The sequence below is a fragment of the Actinacidiphila sp. bgisy167 genome, assembly GCF_057707665.1.
The window spans coordinates 15,802-33,063 of record NZ_JBYIQP010000050.1 but is presented as its reverse complement, the minus strand read 5'-3'; the positions used below and the strand labels follow the sequence as shown (position 1 = coordinate 33,063).

The following is a 17,262-nucleotide window of genomic DNA, read 5'->3' as shown; positions in this document are numbered from 1 at the left end:
TAGGGTGGGACGCATGACCGACACCGTGACGCAGCCGCAGCTGGACCAGGCCCTGATCGATGAGGCCGCGAAGAAGTCCGGTCTGCTGTGGGCCGACGGTCAGGCCCTGTGGCACGCCTGGGTCGACGGCGCCGTGGTGGTCGTCGGCGGCGGTCCCGGCGAACAGCCGCTTCCAGGCCCCGGCCTGACCGACGGCGGCACCGCCACCGTCACCGTCCGCAGCAAGGACAAGGGCGGCCGGCTGGTCGTCTTCCCGGTCCGGGTCACCGAGCTGCGCCCGGACGGTGCGGCGTGGACGGCCGCGGTGGAGGAGCTCAAGGGCAAGCGGCTCAACGCGCCCGACGCGGAGACGATGACGGGGCGCTGGGCCCGCGAGTGCCGTGTGCTGCGCCTGGAGCCCGCCGGCGCCCCCCTGGAGCGTCCGGGCGCGATGCCGGACGCCAGCGGCGCGGCAGCCCCGGCGCCGACGAACGCGATCACCCGCCGCCCGATCCCGGCAGGCCTCCCGAAACTCGTGCTGCGACGCCGCAAGAAGAACAACGTGTGACCGCGGTGCGGGGCACGCGGCCTGAGCCCGCCTCCCCCCGCCCGAACCCCCCGCCGCAGCCGAGCGCGACGCCCGCGTGCACCCCCCGGCGCGACCCCGGCGCCGACGAAGGCGACCACCCGCCGCCCGGTCCCGGCCCTACCGCATCACGGCCTTGCCGTAGTCGACGACATCGTCCTCGTCCGGCGCGCGCAGCGTGAAGTCCTTGCCCCAGTCGTCCATGGTCAGCGTCCCGGCGCCGCCCGCGCGTTCGTAGCGCAGCGGATACGGCTTGCCCTCCAGGGACACGTCGAGCGTGCCTCCCTCGCCGCCGTCCGCGGTGACGGCGATGGTGCGGACGCCGTCGACCGTGCGGTGGTCCCCCACGGCGAGCGCGCCGTGCAGCACGAAGAGGCCGTCCAGCAGCACCTTCTTGTCGGTGAAGCCGCTGAACTGGTCGTACGCGGGGTCCGCCGCGGGCACCTTGACGTACTTGTTCTTGAGCTTGGCGCCGACCTGGTCGCCGTAGAAGCCGGCGCCCGCCTTGAGGTAGAGGTCGTCGCCCACGCGCAGCAGCTCGAAAGTGCTGCCCTCGGAGGTGACCTCGCCGAGGCCGCCGTTGCCGCGCAACCGCATGTCGAGCGTGTAGACGCGGCCGCGGCTGACGACGGTGCCGCTCAGCCGTACCGTGGCGGCCGCCGCGGCGGCGGCCCGGGCGCGCTTCTCGATGCTCTTGGCCGGCAGTCTGCCGACGCCGTTGGTCCCCGCGTCCGGATCACCCGAGCACCCCGTCGCTCCCACGACCAGGAGGACCGCGCCCAGAAGACTCACCAGGACGGACGACGTGCGGCCGGGGATCACGTGTTCTCTTCCTCCTGCGGGTGTACGCGCCCGTCACACCGGGGCAGCGGCGAACCGGAGCCGAAGCTACCGCAGCGTACCGCTGGCCGGGTGAACCGTGGTGAACGCCGTGCGAAGCCCCCGTGGAGAGCAGCATCGCGCGCCCCGCCGACCGGCGCGGCGTTAGCCTGGCGGCATGCCAGCGGGAACCTCCCGGGTGTTCGTCTCGCACCTTTCCGGGGTGCGGGTCTTCGACCCCAACGGCGACCAGGTCGGCCGGGTCCGGGACGTCGTCGTGATGCTGCGGGTCGGGGGCCGGGCGCCGCGTGTGCTGGGACTGGTGGTGGAGGTCGTCAGCCGCCGCCGGATCTTTCTGCCGATCACCCGGGTGACGGGCGTGGAGTCCGGCCAGGTGATCACCACGGGCGTCGTCAACATGCGGCGCTTCGAACAGCGCCCGAGCGAGACCCTGGTCCTGGGAGAGCTGCTCGACCGCCGGGTGACCCTCGTCGAGACCGGCGAGGAGGTGACCGTGCTGGACGTGTCGATGGTGCGGGCGGCCGCACGCCGCGAATGGACGATCGACAAGGTCTTCGTCCGCCGGGGCAAGGGCGGCCCGCTGCGGCGCGAGATCACCGGGCGCGTGCTTCCGTGGCGGGGTGGGGGCGGGCGGCGGGCCGGAGGGGAGACGCTGACGGTGCCGTGGTCGGCGGTCACGGGCTTCTCGCTGGACGAGCACGCGCAGGGCGCGGAGGCGCTGCTCGCCACCTTCGAGCAGCTGCGCGCGGCCGACCTGGCGAACGTCCTGCACCACCTGTCGCCCAAGCGCCGCGCCGAGGTCGCCGCCGCCCTCGACGACGACCGGCTCGCCGACGTCCTGGAGGAGCTGCCGGACGACGACCAGGTGGAGATCCTCGGCAAGCTGAAGCAGGAGCGCGCCGCCGACGTGCTGGAGGCGATGGACCCGGACGACGCCGCCGACCTGCTGGCCGAGCTGCCGGAGGAGGAGCAGGAAAGGCTGCTCGGTCTGATGGAGCCGCACGAGGCGGCCGACATGCGGCGGCTGATGTCGTACGAGGAGCGCACCGCCGGCGGCCTGATGACCACCGAGCCGATCGTGCTGCGCCCCGACGCCACCGTCGCCGACGCCCTGGCGCGGGTCCGCAACCCCGACCTGTCGCCCGCACTCGCCGCCCAGGTGTACGTGTGCCGGCCGCCGGACGAGACCCCGACCGGCACGTACCTGGGCACGGTGCACTTCCAGCGACTGCTGCGCGACCCCCCGTTCACCCTGGTCAGCGCGCTCATCGACAGCGACCTGCAGCCGCTGCCGCCGGACACCCCGCTGTCCGCGGTCACCAGCTTCCTCGCGGCGTACAACATGGTGTCCGTGCCGGTCGTGGACGACGGCGGCTCGCTGCTGGGCGCCGTCACCGTCGACGACGTCCTCGACCACCTCCTGCCGGAGGACTGGCGGGAGACGGAGCTGCACGAGGTGCCGCGGTGAGCGACGAGCGCCCCCGCGTCCGCCTCGACCAGCCGCAGGTACGGCGGATCAGCCCGCTGCCCGCCTACGACCCGGAGGCGTTCGGGCGGCTGTCGGAGAAGATCGCCCGTTTCCTGGGGACCGGCCGCTTCATCGTCTGGATGACGGTGGTGATCGTGGTGTGGGTGGCGTGGAACGCGCTGGCCCCGCGCCACCTGCGCTGGGACCCGTATCCCTTCATCTTCCTCACCCTGATGCTGTCGCTGCAGGCCTCGTACGCCGCGCCGCTGATCCTGCTGGCGCAGAACCGGCAGGCCGACCGCGACCGGGTCAACCTGGAGCAGGACCGCAAGGCGAACGAGCGCAGCATCGCCGACACCGAGTACCTGACCCGCGAGGTGGCCGCGCTGCGGCTGGGCCTGGGCGAGGTCGCCACGCGCGACTGGATCCGCTCCGAGCTGCAGGACCTGCGCCGGGACATCGGACCGCGGCAGCGGGCCGACGCGGAGTGATCGCCCAGCGTGCGGTCGCGGCCGCACGGACCCGTGCACGGGGGTCCTCCCGGGCACGGTACGGGACGTACCATCGACGCATGGCTACCGATCCTCCCCCAGGCTCCGCCCCCTCGCCCGACGCGGTGCGCGCCGCGCTCGCGACGGTGAACGACCCCGAGATCCACAAGCCGATCACCGATCTGGGCATGGTCAAGTCGGTCGACATCGCGGACGACGGCGCGGTGCGGGTCGGCGTGTACCTGACGGTTTCGGGCTGTCCGCTGCGGGACACCATCACCCGCTCGGTCACGGCCGCCGTCGCGAAGGTCCCCGGCGTCACCGGGGTGGCGGTCGAGCTGGACGTGATGAGCGACGAGCAGCGCCGCGAGCTGGCCACCTCGCTGCGCGGCGGCCAGGCGGAGCGGGAGATCCCGTTCGCCAAGCCCGGTTCGCTGACCCGGGTGTACGCGGTCGCGTCCGGCAAGGGCGGCGTCGGCAAGTCCTCGGTGACGGTGAATCTGGCGGCCGCGATGGCCGCCGACGGCCTGAAGGTCGGTGTGGTCGACGCCGACATCTACGGCCACAGCGTGCCGCGGATGCTGGGCGCGGACGGCCGTCCGACCCAGGTCGAGAACATGATCATGCCGCCCTCGGCCAACGGCGTGAAGGTCATCTCCATCGGCATGTTCACCCCGGGCAACGCCCCGGTGGTGTGGCGCGGCCCGATGCTCCACCGGGCGCTGCAGCAGTTCCTCGCCGACGTGTACTGGGGCGACCTGGACGTCCTGCTGCTCGACCTGCCGCCCGGCACGGGCGACATCGCGATCTCCGTCGCGCAGCTGGTCCCGAACGCCGAGATCCTCGTGGTCACCACGCCCCAGCAGGCGGCGGCCGAGGTCGCCGAGCGCGCGGGCACCATCGCGGTGCAGACCCACCAGAAGATCGTCGGCGTCATCGAGAACATGTCCGGGCTGCCCTGCCCGCACTGCGGCGAGATGGTCGACGTCTTCGGGACCGGCGGCGGCGAGCGCGTCGCCGAGGGGCTGACCCGCACCACCGGCGCCACCGTTCCCGTGCTCGGCCAGATCCCCATCGACGTGCGCCTGCGCGAGGGCGGCGACGACGGCCGCCCGGTCGTGCTGACCGACCCGGAGTCCCCGGCCGGCTCGGCGCTGCGGGCCATCGCGGGCAAGCTCGGCGGGCGCCAGCGCGGTCTCGCGGGCCTGTCGCTGGGCATCACCCCGCGCAACAAGTTCTGATCGGCACGCCGGGCCCACCGGGCCGGGGGTGACCGCCGAAGACACCCTCAGGGGCGCCTCCCTGCCGGGAGGCGCCCCTGCCGTCTCACGCCCGGTACGCGCCGATGTCCTCCACCTGGGCGAGGCCGAGCCCGTAGGCGCTCATCCCCTGCCCGAAGGCGCCCAGGTGCACCCCGCGTGCCGACCCGGCCAGCACCCAGCCGTACTCCGACTCGCGGTAGTGGAAGGGCGTGGGGACGCCGTCCACCGGCAGGGTCAGCGCCGACCAGGCGGAGCCGTCGAGGTGGTCCGCGAGGTCCCAGGCGATGGCGGTCTGCTGCTCGAGCCAGTCCTGCCGCAGGTGCCGCTCCATCCGGGTGGGCCAGGTGCAGCTCAGCAGCCCGGAGCCCGCGAGCCAGGCCGCCGTGGCGACGGAGGTGGCCTCCAGCACGCCGGTGCCGTCCGAGGTCTGCCGGAGCGGGCGCTCGGGCACCGTGACGACCACCACGAAGCGGCGGTTGCCGGGGGTGGGCTCGACCTTCACGGACGGCTCGTCGCCGTGGCCGGTGGAGCCGTGCTCGACCGTGCCGTCGGCGTTCAGCCCGACGGGGGCGAGCCAGCGCTCGCCGGTGAAGGCCTCGTCCAGCCCGTACCAGGGGAAGTCGGCCTTCAGGTGGCCGTCGGACGTACGATCCGCTGGGTCAGCTGTGGTCTCCATACGCGCGGCGCCTCCTCCATAAGGTCAGACCAGAGGGAGAATAGCCACTCACACCGCGTGAACGAGGCAGGCCCCCGTGTCAGGTGGCGTCGGAGTCGAAGGGCGGGGCCTCGCCGGGCGTCAGGCCGTCGCGCTTGCGCAGCAGGTCCGGGGTGCCGGAGGAGCCCGAGGTGCTCGCGGAGCCCGAGGCGCCCGAACCGCCGCTCTCGCGGCCGTGCACGGCGTCGGTGACCGCCGACAGCTCCTCCTTGAAGTCGAATCCGTTGCGGATCTCCTTCAGGCCCAGCTCGTCGTTGTCCAGCAGCTGCTTGCGGACGAAGTTCTTCGGGTTCAGGTCCTCGAACTCGAAGTCCTTGAACTCCGGACCCAGCTCGTTGCGGATGTCGGCCTTCGCGCTGTCCGAGAATTCCCGCACCTTGCGGACGAACTGCATCACGTCCCTGATGACCTTGGGCAGCTTGTCCGGCCCGAACACGAGAACGGCCAGGATCACGAGCGCGACGACCTCCAGCGCGCCTATGTCTGAAAACACCGTGCAGCTCCTCGTGGTCCTCGGCCGGCGGACGGAATCCGCGGGTCTCACCGTACCTGCCCCTACCGTCCACACGGGAGTGGGCAGGGTCAACAGTAGGCCGCGCCCCGGTAAATCCCGAACATCCCGTGCTGAGAGGCCGCGCGGACAGGCGGGGCCGCCTAGTCTCCGCTGGCAGAGCCCAGCGTCAGCTTCACGGCGCGCTCCTTGCCGTCCCGCTTCACGGTCAGCCGCAGCGTGTCGCCGGGCCGGTGCGCGCGGATCCGCACGATCAGCTCCTCGCCGCTGTGCACCCGCTTGCCGTCGACGGCGGTGATCACGTCGCCCGGCTCGATGCCCGCCTTGGCGCCGGGGCCGTTCGGGGTCACCGAATCGCCCTCGCCCTGGCCCTCCGGGCTGACCTGGGCGCCGTCACCGGAGTACGCCAGGTTGATGCTCACGCCGATCACCGGGTGCGTGGCCTTGCCGTCGTTGATCAGCTGCTCGGCGACCCGCTTGGCCTGGTTGACCGGGATGGCGAAGCCCAGGCCGATGCTCCCGCCCTGGCTGCCGTTGCCGAAGGGGTCGGTGCCGCTGTCCGCCGAGCGGATGGCGCTGTTGATGCCGATGACCAGGCCCTTGGCGTCGACCAGCGGCCCACCGGAGTTGCCGGGGTTGATCGGGGCGTCGGTCTGGATGGCGTCGACATAGCTGACGTCGCCGCCGTCGGTCTCCCCGCCCGCGGTGATCGGGCGCTGGGTGGCGCTGATGATGCCGGAGGTCACGGTCCCCTCGAGGCCGTAGGGCGCGCCGATGGCGACGACCGGGTCCCCGACCTGGGCGGCATCGGAGTCGCCGAGGGTCAGCGGGTGCAGTCCCTTGACGCCGCCCACCTTGATGACGGCCAGGTCGTAGCCGGTGTCACGGCCCACGATGGTGGCGGGTTCGACCTGGCCGCCGTTGAAGGTCACCGAGATCGTGCCGCCCTTGGCGACGCTCTCCACCACATGGTTGTTGGTGAGGATGTGCCCCTGGCCGTCCAGGACGAAGCCGGTGCCGGTGCCCTCCCCGCCGTCGCCCTTGACGTGGATGTAGACGACGCCGGGAAGGACCTGGGCGGCGATGCCCGCGATGCTGTCCGGAGGCCGGGTGCCGGCCTGCGCGGTGGCCTGCGGCAGGGTCACGTCCGGTGCGCCGCCGCTGTCGTGCACATAGGCGCCCAGCGCCCCGCCGATGCCTCCGGCGATCAGGGTCACGGCGACCAGGGCCGCGGCCAGCGGGGCGCGGCGGCTGCCCGTGGGCCGCGCGGGCGGCTGGGGTCCTGCGGGGCTGCCGGGAGCCGCCCAGGGGTCGTGGCGGTGCCACTGGCCCACGGACAGCGGCGGCGGGGACGCGGGCGGGCCGGCGGGCGGCGCGGCGGCGGGGTGGTACGGCGGGGGGGCCGCACCGGCGGGGTGCTGCACGGGCGGCGCGGGGGCCCATGGCCCGGGCTTGCCGTACGGCGGGGTGTCGTGAGGGTCCCGGGCGTGCCCGGGAGCCGCCTCCGCGGAGGCGGCGTCGGTGGCGTCCGGCGCGTCCGGCGCCTCCGCCACGGCGGGCGCCTCGGGCGCCTCGGGCGCGTCCGGGGCCGGCCGGTCAAGCGGCTCAGGGGGAGCCGGCGCGACCGTCTCCGGCCGGCTCCACCACTTCGGCCCTGCGGCCTTCCCCTCGTCCACGGTGCTCCCCTACGACGACCAGTCCTCCCTGGATTGAACCAGGAGTCGGCCCTGCCCGCAGCCGACCGCTCAGCGGGTCATGGTGAAGTGGCCGAGCAGGGGGGCGACCGCGTCGCGCGTGACGGGCGCCGCGGGGGAGGGCGCGGCACCGCTCGGCGCGCCGACCGAGGCGGCGACGGGGCCGGTGGCCGAGGGCGCGACGGCGGGCCCCGGGGTGACCCCGGGGACGACGGAGGCGGTCGAGCCACGGCCCGGCCGCTCGGCGCCGGCCAGGCCCAGGGGCCTGGTGACGGTGCCCGCGGGCACGGGGCCGTCCGCCGCCCCGGAGCCGTACGGGTGCATGCCCTCGGCCACGGGGGGCACCACGTCGCTGGTGGTCATGTTCCACACGTCGGCGGCCGCACGCGCGCTCCCGCCCGCGAACGGTGTCGCGGGGGCACCCGCACCCGCGCCGCTGCGGGAGAGCGGGGTGCCGCCCGCACCTTCCACGGCCGCGTCCAGCGGCAGGGCGCCGCCGAGCGCGATGGCCGCCATGGAGACCGCGCCGGCCGCGGCGAAGGCGAAACGGCGCCGGCCGCGGACCGCGGCGGGGGACGCCGGAGCGGCGGGGCCGACAGGCGTGACCGCTCCGCCGGAGCGGCCGCTCTCGTGGATCGGGAAGCCGCCGGAGCCGGAGGGGGGCAGCGGCAGGGAGAACTCCTCGCGCGCCTTGCCGAAGAGGCCGCCGCCCAGGCGCTCACCGCCGAGGCTGGCCGTCTCGATCAGCCCGCCGTCCCCGAAGGGCCCTCTTCCGCCGTCGCCGTCGTTCCCGGGCAACTCCTGGAGTCGGGCGAGCAGGGCCGCCGAGAGGGCGGGCGGCGCGGTGGCGGCCACCACGTCCTTCATCCGGCGCTGCTCGTCGGCCGCGGTCTTGCAGTCGGGGCAGGTCGCCAGGTGCGCGAGCACCCGGTCGCGGGCGTCGTCGTGCAGCTCGCCGTCGACGAAGGCGGCGAGATGGTCACCCAAGTGCTGGTCGGCACAGGCGAGGTGCCGGCTGACACCGCTGCTCACGTGCTCCCGCCCTCCAGGGCCGGCCGGGCGGCGGCCAGGACGGGCGCGGGACCGGGACGGGTGGCCGGCGCCCGGTGCTCCAGCGCCTTGCGCAGGTGGGAGCGGCCGCGGTGGATGCGGCTGCGCACGGTGCCCAGCTTGACCCCGAGCGTGGCGGCGATCTCCTCGTAGGACAGGCCCTCGATGTCGCAGAGCACCACGGCCGCGCGGAACTCCGGGGCGAGGGTGTCGAGCGCCTGCTGGATGTCCGCGTCGAAATGGGTGTCGGCGAAGTGCTGCGCAGGGGAGGGCTCGCGGCTCGGCAGCCGCTCGGCGGCGTCGTCACCGAGGGCGTCGAAGCGGATCCGCTGACGACGGCGGACCATGTCGAGGAAGAGGTTGGTGGTGATGCGGTGCAACCAGCCCTCGAAGGTGCCGGGGGTGTACGTCGACAGCGAACGGAAGACCCGGACGAAGACCTCCTGGGTGAGGTCCTCGGCGTCGTGCTGGTTTCCGGTGAGGCGGTACGCGAGGCGGTAGACCCGGGCACTGTGCGTGCTGACGATCTCCTCCCAGGAAGGGGGGGTCCACGCCTGGTTGTCCCCGTCGGTGGCGAAGGTCGCGTTCGCGGCCACAGTCGCGGACTCGTCGTTGCGCGGACGGTCGTCAGCAGTATCGGTCACGGATTTCGGCTCGCCGGCCGACCTGCGGAAGCGCGAGAGCACTCCGCGGTGACCCGCAGCAGCCGCACCTCCCCTGTCGGCTCTGGTGGTGTCCAGTAGAGCCCCTACCATAGCCACCTCGCCCGTTAGCTCCGGATAAATGCCGGGCTCACCGCACCCGGCCCCTGTCGTTCAGGCCCGTCCCCCACACCAACGAGCGGTCCCATCTGCGGGTTCCCGACCGCAACGGATACAGTCGCCGGGCGGGCTGCAACCGTCAGGCGGACAGGAGAGGGCAATTACCGGCAACCGGCAGGCGAGCTGGGCGTTCGCGGACGCTTTCGTCGCCGAGGACGACGCGCTGATACGCGCCCGCGAGCGGGCGCGTGAGGCAGGCGTGCGCCCTGTCTCCCCCGGCACCGGCGCGGCGCTGCGGCTGCTGGCCGCCGCCACCGACGCCAAGGCGGTCGTGGAGATCGGCACCGGGACCGGGGTCTCCGGGATCCACCTGCTGCACGGCATGCGTCCCGACGGCGTGCTGACCACCGTCGACACCGAACCCGACCGCCAGCAGCTCGCCCGCACCGCCTACCGGGAGGCGGGGTTCGCGGGGAACCGCGCCCGCTTCATTCCCGGCCGGGCGCTGGACGTCCTCCCCCGCCTCGCCGACGGCGGCTACGACCTGGTGTTCTGCGACGGGGACCGGCAGGAGTACCCGGACTACCTCGGCGAATCGCTGCGCCTGCTGCGGCCCGGCGGACTGGTCTGCTTCGAGGGGGCCTTCGCGCAGGGCCGTTCCATGGACGCCGCCCACTCGGAGCCGGAGGTGATGCGGCTGCGCGAACTGATGCGCACGGTACGGGACAACGCGGCCCTCGCCCCCGTCCTGCTGCCGACCGACGACGGACTGCTCTGCGCGGTACGGCGCGACTGAGAATCCCCCCGCCCGGAATGCGCCTGTTTCCGGACCGGCTCCCGCACGAGGAAACAGGCGGGCCCCCGGCGAGACGCCAGGGGCCCCAAGGCTTGATTGACCGGTTGTCAGGCGATGGCCTTCTTCAAGGCTTCGCCGAGTGCATCCGCCTCGTCCGGAGTCAGCTCGACGACAAGCCGTCCGCCGCCCTCGAGCGGAACGCGCATGATGATGCTCCGCCCCTCCTTGGTCACCTCGAGCGGGCCATCACCCGTCCGCGGCTTCATGGCCGCCATGCTCGTTCCCCTTCCTGAAACCAGCTCTTCGCAACCGGCGGCCCAGGCGCCACCGGACTCGAACACATTGGTTCTCGGCCATTATCCCGCATCGGGTGACCTGATGACCAACATCGGTTCCCATCCGTTCGAGAACCCCGTTCCGCAAAACCGTCCATTTCGGTGATCGCACTGCGCGGCGGGATTGACGGGTCTCATGTCGGCGCCGGGGATCTCCGGCATGCTGGCCCCGAACGTGAGCCGCGACGAAGGGGACCACATGGCCGACACCGTGCTGTACGAGGTGAGCGACGGCCTCGCCACCATCACCCTCAACCGCCCTGAGGCGAGGAACGCTCTGGACGTCGACACCAAGGCCGCCCTGCGGGACGCCCTGCGGACGGCGGGCGCCGATTCCGCGGTGCGGGCCGTGCTGCTGACCGCGAACGGGCAGGCCTTCTGCGTCGGCCAGGACCTCAAGGAGCACATCGCGCTGCTCGAGGAGGCCGGCGGCGCGGCGGGGACGCCCGCGGCCGGGCGCGGGGGCGCGATGTCGACGGTGCGCGAGCACTACAACCCGATCGTCACCGCGATCGCCACCATGCCCAAGCCCGTCGTCGCCGGGGTCAACGGGATCGCCGCGGGCGCCGGCGCGGGCTTCGCCTTCGCGTGCGACTACCGCGTGGTCGCCGACACCGCCGCTTTCAACACCTCCTTCGTCGGCGTGGGCCTGTCCGCCGACTCCGGCACGTCCTGGACGCTGCCCCGGCTGATCGGCCGCAGCCGCGCCGCCGAACTGCTGCTCTTCCCGCGCACCGTCAGCGCGCAGGAGGCACACGAGCTGGGCATCGCCAACCGCGTGGTGCCGGCCGGTGAGCTGGCCGCCGAGGCCGCCTCGGTCGCCCGCCGGCTCGCCGAGGGCCCGACGGTCGCCTACGCGGCGGTCAAGGCCTCCTTGGCCTACGGTGAGGCGCACTCGCTCGTCGACACCCTGGCCAAGGAGGACGAGCTGCAGACGGCCGCCGGCGCCTCCGAGGACCACCGGATCGCGGTCGACGCCTTCCTGAAGAAGGAGAAGCCCCGCTTCCTCGGCCGCTGAGCCGCGCCGCTCAGCGGCGGGCGCAGCAGTCGGCCAGGTGGTCGTCCACCAGGCCGCAGGCCTGCATCAGCGCATAGGCGGTGGTGGGGCCGACGAAGCGGAAGCCGCGCTTCTTGAGCTCCTTGGCCAGCGCGGTGGACTCCGCCGTGACGGCCGGTACGTCCGCGACCGTGCGGGGTGCCGGACGTCCGGCGGGGTCCGGTGCGTACGACCAGACCAGGGTGTCCAGGCCGCCCTCGTGGGACTCGCGCAGCGCCAGGGTGGCGTGCGCGTTGGCGATGGCGGCGTCGATCTTGGCGCTGTTGCGGATGATGCCGGTGTCGGCCAGCAGCCGCTCGCGGTCCTGGTCGGTGAAGGCGGCGACCGCCTCCGGAGAGAAGCCCGCGAAGGCCGCGCGGAAAGCCTCGCGGCGCCGCAGGATCGTGATCCACGACAGGCCCGACTGGAACGCCTCCAGGCACAGCCGCTCGAAGAGCGCCGCCTCGCCGTGCACCGGCCGGCCCCACTCGGTGTCGTGGTACGCGACGTAGTCGTGGGTGGACAGCCCCCACGGGCAGCGCGCCAGGCCGTCCGGCCCGGTCACCACGCCGCCTTCGCTCACAGCCCGCTCCCGGGAGCGGCCGGGCCCTCGGGGTCCCGCGGGACCTCGGGGGCGTCCTCGGCCGACGGGCCGCCGCCCAGCCGGGTCGCGTGGGCGCCGGCCAGCGCGGCCTCCAGGTCGGCGATGTGGGCGTCGCGCTGGGCCAGTTCCGCGCCGAGGCGGTCCAGCACGTCGTCCACGTCCACCATCCGGTAACCGCGCACGGTCACCGGCAGGCGGAGCCGCTCGACGTCCGCGCGGCCCACCGGCCGCTCCGGGGGCAGCCGGTCGTCCACCCGGTCCGGCTCCACGTCACGGAGCACCCCGCCGTCGCCGAGCACCGCGAGAGCGACGGCGGCGACCACCGCGACCAGCGCGATGAGCATGAACCAGAACAAGACCTCTCCCGGGGTCGGCCCGACGTGTACGCCACGATCGTGCCATGTCGCGCCGTGCGTGCGGGCCGCGGTCGGCGACTATCTTCGATCGGCGTACGACATTTCGAGGGAGGCGGGCGCAAACATGCTGCGGCTGGGCACACGGGAGTTCGGCGACCACGAGCCGGTGATCATGGCGATCGTTAACCGGACGCCGGACTCGTTCTACGACCAGGGCGCCACGTTCACCGACGCTCCGGCCCTCGACCGCGTCGAGCGCGCGGTCGCGGAGGGGGCCGCGATCATCGATGTCGGCGGGGTGAAGGCGGGCCCGGGCGAGGAGGTCTCCGCCCAGGAGGAGATCCGCAGGACGGCGGGCTTCGTCGCCGAGGTGCGCCGGCGCCACCCCGACGTGGTGATCAGCGTCGACACGTGGCGCCACGAGGTCGGCGAGGCGGTCTGCGAGGCCGGTGCGGACCTGCTCAACGACGCCTGGGGAGGGGTCGACCCCCGGCTCGCCGAGGTCGCCGCGAAGCACGGCGTCGGCCTGGTGTGCACCCACGCGGGCGGCGCGCTGCCGCGGACCCGGCCGCACCGGGTGGGCTACGAGGACGTGATGGCCGACATCCTGAAGGTGACGGTGGGCCTCGCCGAGCGGGCAGCCGCGCTCGGCGTGCGGCGGGACGCCATCCTCATCGACCCCGGCCACGACTTCGGGAAGAACACCCGGCACTCGCTGGAGGCGACGCGGCGGCTGCCGGAGATGACGGCGACGGGCTGGCCGGTGCTGGTCTCGCTGTCCAACAAGGACTTCGTCGGCGAGACCCTGGACCGGCCGGTCAAGGAGCGGCTGATCGGCACTCTGGCGACGACCGCCGTCTCGGCGTGGCTCGGCGCACAGGTGTACCGGGTGCACGAGGTCGCCGAGACGCGTCAGGTGCTGGACATGGTGGCCTCGATCGCGGGGCACCGGCCCCCGGCGGTCGCCCGGCGGGGGCTGGCGTAGCGCCGCCGGCGGGTCAGTCGCCGATCTCCTTGGTCACCAGGGCGACCGCCTCGTCGACGTCGTCCGTGAGGTGGAGGAGTTCGAGGTCGACGGGGGACGCCTTGCCGCCGTCCACGACGGTGTCGCGGACCCAGTCGACCAGGCCGCGCCAGTAGGCGGAGCCGAACAGGACGATGGGGAACTGCGTGACCTTGCGGGTCTGCACCAGCGTCAGGGCCTCGAAGAGTTCGTCGAGGGTGCCGAAACCGCCCGGCAGGACGATGAACCCGGAGGCGTACTTGACGAACATCGTCTTGCGGACGAAGAAGTAGCGGAAGTTCACGCCGATGTCCACATAGGGGTTGAGCCCCTGCTCGAAGGGCAGCTCGATGCCCAGGCCCACCGAGACCCCTCCGGCCTCGCAGGCGCCGCGGTTGGCCGCCTCCATCGCGCCGGGGCCGCCGCCGGTGATGACGGCGAAGCCGGCCTCGGCCAGGGCGCGGCCGATGCGGACGCCGGTCTCATAGTCGGCCGTGCCCTCCGCCATCCGGGCGGAGCCGAAGACGCTGACCGCCTTGCCGAGTTCGGCGAGCGCGCCGAACCCCTCCACGAACTCGGACTGGATGCGCATCACGCGCCACGGATCGCTGTGGACCCAGTCCGACGATCCGCGGGTGTCCAGCAGCCGCTGGTCGGTCGTCGACTTCTGCACCTGGCCCCGGCGCCTGACGACGGGCCCGGTGTGGCGCTCGGGCCAGCCGCGCCCCGTGGGGCGGCCCTCCGCCGCGGCTGTCTCGGCGGCGGCCGCCTCCTCCGCGTCACGGTTCATGTCGCGCTCCTTTCGCTGCCGTCCGGTCAGGGTACGGCCGCGTCCACTCGGCGGATCAAGAACGCGCCGCTGAACTGTCCGTTACGACAGCCAGGCGCGCAGCTTCTCCTCCGCCTCCAGGACGGCGCTGACGGCGACGTGCTCCTCGCGGGTGTGGGCGAGCGCGGGGTCGCCGGGGCCGTAGTTCACCGCCGGGACGCCCAGCGCGGAGAAGCGGGCCACGTCGGTCCAGGCCTCCTTGGGCGCGGGCTCGGTGCCGATGGCCTCGACGAAGGCGGCCGCCGCGGGGTGGGACAGGCCCGGCAGGGCGCCGGGGGCGCTGTCGGTGAGCCGTACGTCGAAGCCGTCGAACACCTCGCGGACGTGGGCGAGCGCGTCGGCCTCGGAGCGGTCGGGGGCGAAGCGGAAGTTGACGACCACCGCGCAGGAGTCCGGGATCACGTTCCCGGCGTGACCGCCCTCGATCATCACGGCGTTGAGGCCCTCGCGGTAGGTGAGTCCGTCGATGACGGCCTTGCGGGGCGCGTACGCGGCGAGCCGGGCCAGCACCGGCGCGGCCTTGTGGATGGCGTTGTCGCCCAGCCAGCTGCGCGCGGAGTGGGCGCGGCGGCCGGTGGTCTCCACGCGGACCCGCAGGGTGCCCTGGCAGCCGCCCTCGACCTTGGCGCCGGTCGGCTCCAGCAGGACGGCGAAGTCGCCCGCGAGCCATTCCGGGTGGTTCTGCGCGAGGCGCTTGAGGCCGTTGTGCTCCGCCGCGATCTCCTCGGCGTCGTAGAAGACGAAGGTCAGGTCGCGGGTGGGGGCGGGAAGGGTGGCGGCGAGCCGCAGCTGGACGGCGACCCCCGACTTCATGTCGGAGGTGCCGCAACCCCACAGGATGCCGTCGGCGTCGAGGCGGGAGGGCACGTTCTCGGCGATCGGCACGGTGTCCAGGTGCCCGGCGAGGACGACCCGCTCGGCCCGGCCGAGCCGGGTGCGGGCGACGACGGCGTCCCCGTCCCGGTCCACCGTCAGGTGCGGCAGGGCGCGCAGGGCGCTCTCCACGGCGTCCGCCAGCGGCTTCTCGGCGAGGCTGACGGAGGGGATGTCGACGAGCTGCGCCGTCACGGCGGCGGCGTCCTGACTGAGATCGAGCACGGGCCGTTCCATGCCGCCGACCCTACCGGGAGCGGGTCGGGGGCCCGGCGGAGCGGGCTTCGGTACGGTGTGCGCGTGCCGAAGCCAGCGTCGCCCTCGACACCCTCCGCACGCCCCTCGCGCAGGCGCGCGCGGGCAGCCCGAACGGTCACCGCAGGCCTGGTCCTGCTGGGGGTCGCGAGCTATGTCGCGTACGACCACCTGACCGGTGTCAGGGGCGTTCGCCGTCCGGGCTGCACGGTGACCACCGAGGCCGGCAGCCTCACTTTGGAGCCGCAGCAGGCGGCGAACGCCTCGACGATCGCCGCGGTCGCGACCTCGCGGGGGCTGCCGGAGCGCGCGCTGACGATAGCGCTGGCCACGTCCATGCAGGAGTCGGCGCTGCGCAATCTCGATCACGGGGACCGCGACTCGGTCGGCCTGTTCCAGCAGCGCCCCTCGCAGGGTTGGGGAACGGCCGCGCAGATCATGGACCCGGTCTACGCCTCCAACGAATTCTTCGACGGCCTGGTGAAGATCCGCGGCTATTCCCGGCTGCCCCTGACGGAGGCCGCGCAGAAAGTGCAGAAGAGCGGCTTCCCGCTGGCGTACGCCAAGCACGAGGGGGACGCCGCGCTGCTGGCCGCAGCGCTGACCGGCCGGCGCCCGGGTGCGCTCAACTGCGTCACCCCCGTCACCCCGGTCACCCCTGTCGCCGCGGGCGAGGCCTCCGGAGGCGACCCGGCGAAGGTGCGGGCGCGGCTGCTCCGGGAGTTCGGGTCTCGTGTGGTGCCGCGGATCACCGAGACGTCCGCCGGGGCGGGCGACGAGGCCGCCCGGGACGCCGAGAACGCCGCCGCGGGCGGGCGGCCCGACCGGCGCACGGTGTCCGTGGCCTCCGCCGCCGCGGGGAGCGGGGGGCGCGGCGACGGGCTCCGGCAGGGCTGGGTGCTGGCCCACTGGGCGGTGGCGCACGCGGGCGAGCTGAAGGTGGAGAAAGTGTCGTTCGGGGACCGCGAGTGGTCGGCCAGGACCTCCGACCGGGGCTGGACGGCTCTTTCAGGCGTCGGGCGGCCGGCCGCGGGCGACGTCAGGATCACCGTCGCGCAATAGTGCGAGTAATCACCCGCAGGCGGGTGATTGATACGCCAAACCCATCAGATGCGAATCCCTGCGTCCGGGGTGCGAAAAACACGCCCGACCAAGGGCCGTTACGTTTCCGCGGCGGTTACCACCGCGCCCGAATTGCTCCGCTTTACCACTTCGAAATCAGCGCGCATTACCAACTCTTTACCCTCGGCGGCCGAAACCTTCGAGCCCCTTCACGCGGTAGTCACGGCGTCCGCCCCGCGGACACACCACGTCGAAACTGTCGTCTCTCCGTAAAAGGAGCACCATGTCTCTCCCCCTCGCGCGTCGGATCGCCCGGGCCGCCCTGCTGGTCGGCGCGGCCGCGGCGCCTCTCATCGGTGCCGGCGCCGCGTCCGCCGCCGAGCTTCCGCAGGTCGGCAAGGTGGGTGGGCTGACCAACATGGACAAGGCCCCCGAGCTCGCCGGCACCGTGAACGGCGTGGCCAAGCAGTCCGGCGCGGTGCGGACCGTGCAGGAGACGCTGCCCGCGACGACCGAGACCGTCGGCGGCTTGGCCAAGAGCACCCAGCCCACCGTCCAGGGCGCCGCGACGCAGGCCGCCAAGACCGTCGGCGGCACCGCCTACGAGCTCGGGAAGTCCGCCAAGGCCCCGGGGCTGCCCGGCGGCATCCCCTCCACCGGCCAGGCGCCCCTGAAGGGGCTTCCCCTCGGCGGCTGACCACCCACAGCGGCGCGAAGGGCCCGGGGGCGCTGCTCCCGGGCCCTTCGCGCGGTCGT

The 17,262-nt window shown here is 73.5% G+C and carries 20 protein-coding genes; 9 read left to right on the top strand and 11 right to left on the bottom strand.

The window, feature by feature from the left end; all coding sequences use genetic code 11:
* Positions 1 to 13: 13 nt before the first annotated feature.
* Positions 14 to 547, top strand: coding sequence for a hypothetical protein (locus AC3ET4_RS19450; protein WP_431951039.1), 534 nt, complete (start codon positions 14 to 16; stop codon positions 545 to 547).
* Positions 548 to 685: 138 nt separating this feature from the next.
* Here the strand turns inward: AC3ET4_RS19450 and AC3ET4_RS19445 are convergent, their stop codons facing one another.
* On the bottom strand, positions 686 to 1,387 hold the full coding sequence (locus AC3ET4_RS19445) for a hypothetical protein (protein ID WP_431951037.1): 702 nt from the start codon (positions 1,385 to 1,387) through the stop codon (positions 686 to 688).
* A gap of 175 nt (positions 1,388 to 1,562) precedes the next feature.
* Here AC3ET4_RS19445 and AC3ET4_RS19440 point away from each other — a divergent pair, with 175 nt between their 5' ends.
* The 3 genes from AC3ET4_RS19440 to AC3ET4_RS19430 all read left to right on the top strand — a co-directional run bounded on the left by AC3ET4_RS19440 (position 1,563) and on the right by AC3ET4_RS19430 (position 4,605).
* Positions 1,563 to 2,873 carry a magnesium transporter MgtE N-terminal domain-containing protein gene (locus tag AC3ET4_RS19440; protein ID WP_431951035.1) on the top strand — a complete coding sequence of 437 codons (1,311 nt, stop codon included), beginning with the start codon at positions 1,563 to 1,565 and terminating at the stop codon, positions 2,871 to 2,873.
* A complete protein-coding gene (locus tag AC3ET4_RS19435; RefSeq protein ID WP_431951073.1) occupies positions 2,837 to 3,364 on the top strand; it encodes a DUF1003 domain-containing protein in 528 nt (175 codons plus the stop codon). Before AC3ET4_RS19440 ends, AC3ET4_RS19435 begins: the two co-directional genes overlap by 37 nt.
* An 80-nt stretch (positions 3,365 to 3,444) precedes the next feature.
* Positions 3,445 to 4,605, top strand: coding sequence for an Mrp/NBP35 family ATP-binding protein (locus tag AC3ET4_RS19430; protein WP_431951033.1), 1,161 nt, complete (start codon positions 3,445 to 3,447; stop codon positions 4,603 to 4,605).
* An 85-nt stretch (positions 4,606 to 4,690) separates the two neighbouring features.
* Here the strand turns inward: AC3ET4_RS19430 and AC3ET4_RS19425 are convergent, their stop codons facing one another.
* The 5 genes from AC3ET4_RS19425 to sigE all read right to left on the bottom strand — a co-directional run bounded on the left by AC3ET4_RS19425 (position 4,691) and on the right by sigE (position 9,351).
* The gene (locus AC3ET4_RS19425; RefSeq protein WP_431951029.1) at positions 4,691 to 5,302 is read right to left on the bottom strand and encodes a hypothetical protein; all 612 of its coding nucleotides are present in this window, start codon (positions 5,300 to 5,302) and stop codon (positions 4,691 to 4,693) included.
* A 79-nt stretch (positions 5,303 to 5,381) separates the two neighbouring features.
* Complete coding sequence (locus tag AC3ET4_RS19420; RefSeq protein WP_431951028.1) at positions 5,382 to 5,834, bottom strand: sec-independent translocase; 453 nt, start codon at positions 5,832 to 5,834, stop codon at positions 5,382 to 5,384.
* Positions 5,835 to 5,995: 161 nt separating this feature from the next.
* The gene (locus AC3ET4_RS19415) at positions 5,996 to 7,528 is read right to left on the bottom strand and encodes a S1C family serine protease (RefSeq protein WP_431951026.1); all 1,533 of its coding nucleotides are present in this window, start codon (positions 7,526 to 7,528) and stop codon (positions 5,996 to 5,998) included.
* A 69-nt stretch (positions 7,529 to 7,597) separates the two neighbouring features.
* Positions 7,598 to 8,578 carry an anti-sigma factor gene (locus AC3ET4_RS19410; protein ID WP_431951024.1) on the bottom strand — a complete coding sequence of 327 codons (981 nt, stop codon included), beginning with the start codon at positions 8,576 to 8,578 and terminating at the stop codon, positions 7,598 to 7,600.
* Positions 8,575 to 9,351 carry an RNA polymerase sigma factor SigE gene (sigE, locus tag AC3ET4_RS19405; protein ID WP_431951022.1) on the bottom strand — a complete coding sequence of 259 codons (777 nt, stop codon included), beginning with the start codon at positions 9,349 to 9,351 and terminating at the stop codon, positions 8,575 to 8,577. The genes AC3ET4_RS19410 and sigE overlap by 4 nt, the downstream gene beginning before the upstream one ends.
* Before the next feature lie 136 nt (positions 9,352 to 9,487).
* On the opposite strand from sigE, the gene AC3ET4_RS19400 reads away from it, so the two are divergent.
* Positions 9,488 to 10,153: an O-methyltransferase gene (locus tag AC3ET4_RS19400; RefSeq protein ID WP_431951071.1), complete on the top strand. Its 666-nt coding sequence runs from the start codon at positions 9,488 to 9,490 to the stop codon at positions 10,151 to 10,153.
* A gap of 107 nt (positions 10,154 to 10,260) precedes the next feature.
* On the opposite strand, the gene AC3ET4_RS19395 is transcribed toward AC3ET4_RS19400, so the two are convergent.
* Entirely contained in the window at positions 10,261 to 10,428 is a 168-nt protein-coding gene (locus AC3ET4_RS19395; RefSeq protein WP_018561471.1) for a DUF3117 domain-containing protein, read from the bottom strand.
* 259 nt (positions 10,429 to 10,687) lie between these two features.
* On the opposite strand from AC3ET4_RS19395, the gene chcB reads away from it, so the two are divergent.
* A complete protein-coding gene (gene chcB / locus AC3ET4_RS19390; protein WP_431951069.1) occupies positions 10,688 to 11,506 on the top strand; it encodes a 2-cyclohexenylcarbonyl CoA isomerase in 819 nt (272 codons plus the stop codon).
* Between the two features lie 10 nt (positions 11,507 to 11,516).
* Here the strand turns inward: chcB and AC3ET4_RS19385 are convergent, their stop codons facing one another.
* Entirely contained in the window at positions 11,517 to 12,107 is a 591-nt protein-coding gene (locus AC3ET4_RS19385) for a DNA-3-methyladenine glycosylase I (RefSeq protein WP_431951020.1), read from the bottom strand.
* Entirely contained in the window at positions 12,104 to 12,484 is a 381-nt protein-coding gene (locus AC3ET4_RS19380) for a DivIVA domain-containing protein (RefSeq protein ID WP_431951018.1), read from the bottom strand. Before AC3ET4_RS19380 ends, AC3ET4_RS19385 begins: the two co-directional genes overlap by 4 nt.
* 124 nt (positions 12,485 to 12,608) lie before the next feature.
* Here AC3ET4_RS19380 and folP point away from each other — a divergent pair, with 124 nt between their 5' ends.
* Positions 12,609 to 13,469: a dihydropteroate synthase gene (gene folP, locus AC3ET4_RS19375; RefSeq protein ID WP_431951016.1), complete on the top strand. Its 861-nt coding sequence runs from the start codon at positions 12,609 to 12,611 to the stop codon at positions 13,467 to 13,469.
* 13 nt (positions 13,470 to 13,482) lie between these two features.
* Here the strand turns inward: folP and AC3ET4_RS19370 are convergent, their stop codons facing one another.
* Positions 13,483 to 14,277, bottom strand: coding sequence for an LOG family protein (locus AC3ET4_RS19370; RefSeq protein ID WP_431951014.1), 795 nt, complete (start codon positions 14,275 to 14,277; stop codon positions 13,483 to 13,485).
* Positions 14,278 to 14,358: 81 nt separating this feature from the next.
* Entirely contained in the window at positions 14,359 to 15,426 is a 1,068-nt protein-coding gene (gene dapE / locus AC3ET4_RS19365) for a succinyl-diaminopimelate desuccinylase (protein ID WP_431951012.1), read from the bottom strand.
* A gap of 63 nt (positions 15,427 to 15,489) precedes the next feature.
* Between dapE and AC3ET4_RS19360 the strand changes: the two genes are divergently transcribed.
* Both AC3ET4_RS19360 and AC3ET4_RS19355 read left to right on the top strand, forming a co-directional pair.
* Positions 15,490 to 16,506 (top strand): VldE C-terminal domain-containing protein, encoded by a 1,017-nt coding sequence (locus tag AC3ET4_RS19360; RefSeq protein ID WP_431951010.1) that lies wholly within the window; start codon positions 15,490 to 15,492, stop codon positions 16,504 to 16,506.
* Positions 16,507 to 16,789: 283 nt separating this feature from the next.
* Positions 16,790 to 17,203, top strand: coding sequence for an ATP-binding protein (locus AC3ET4_RS19355; RefSeq protein WP_431951008.1), 414 nt, complete (start codon positions 16,790 to 16,792; stop codon positions 17,201 to 17,203).
* Positions 17,204 to 17,262 lie beyond the last annotated feature (59 nt).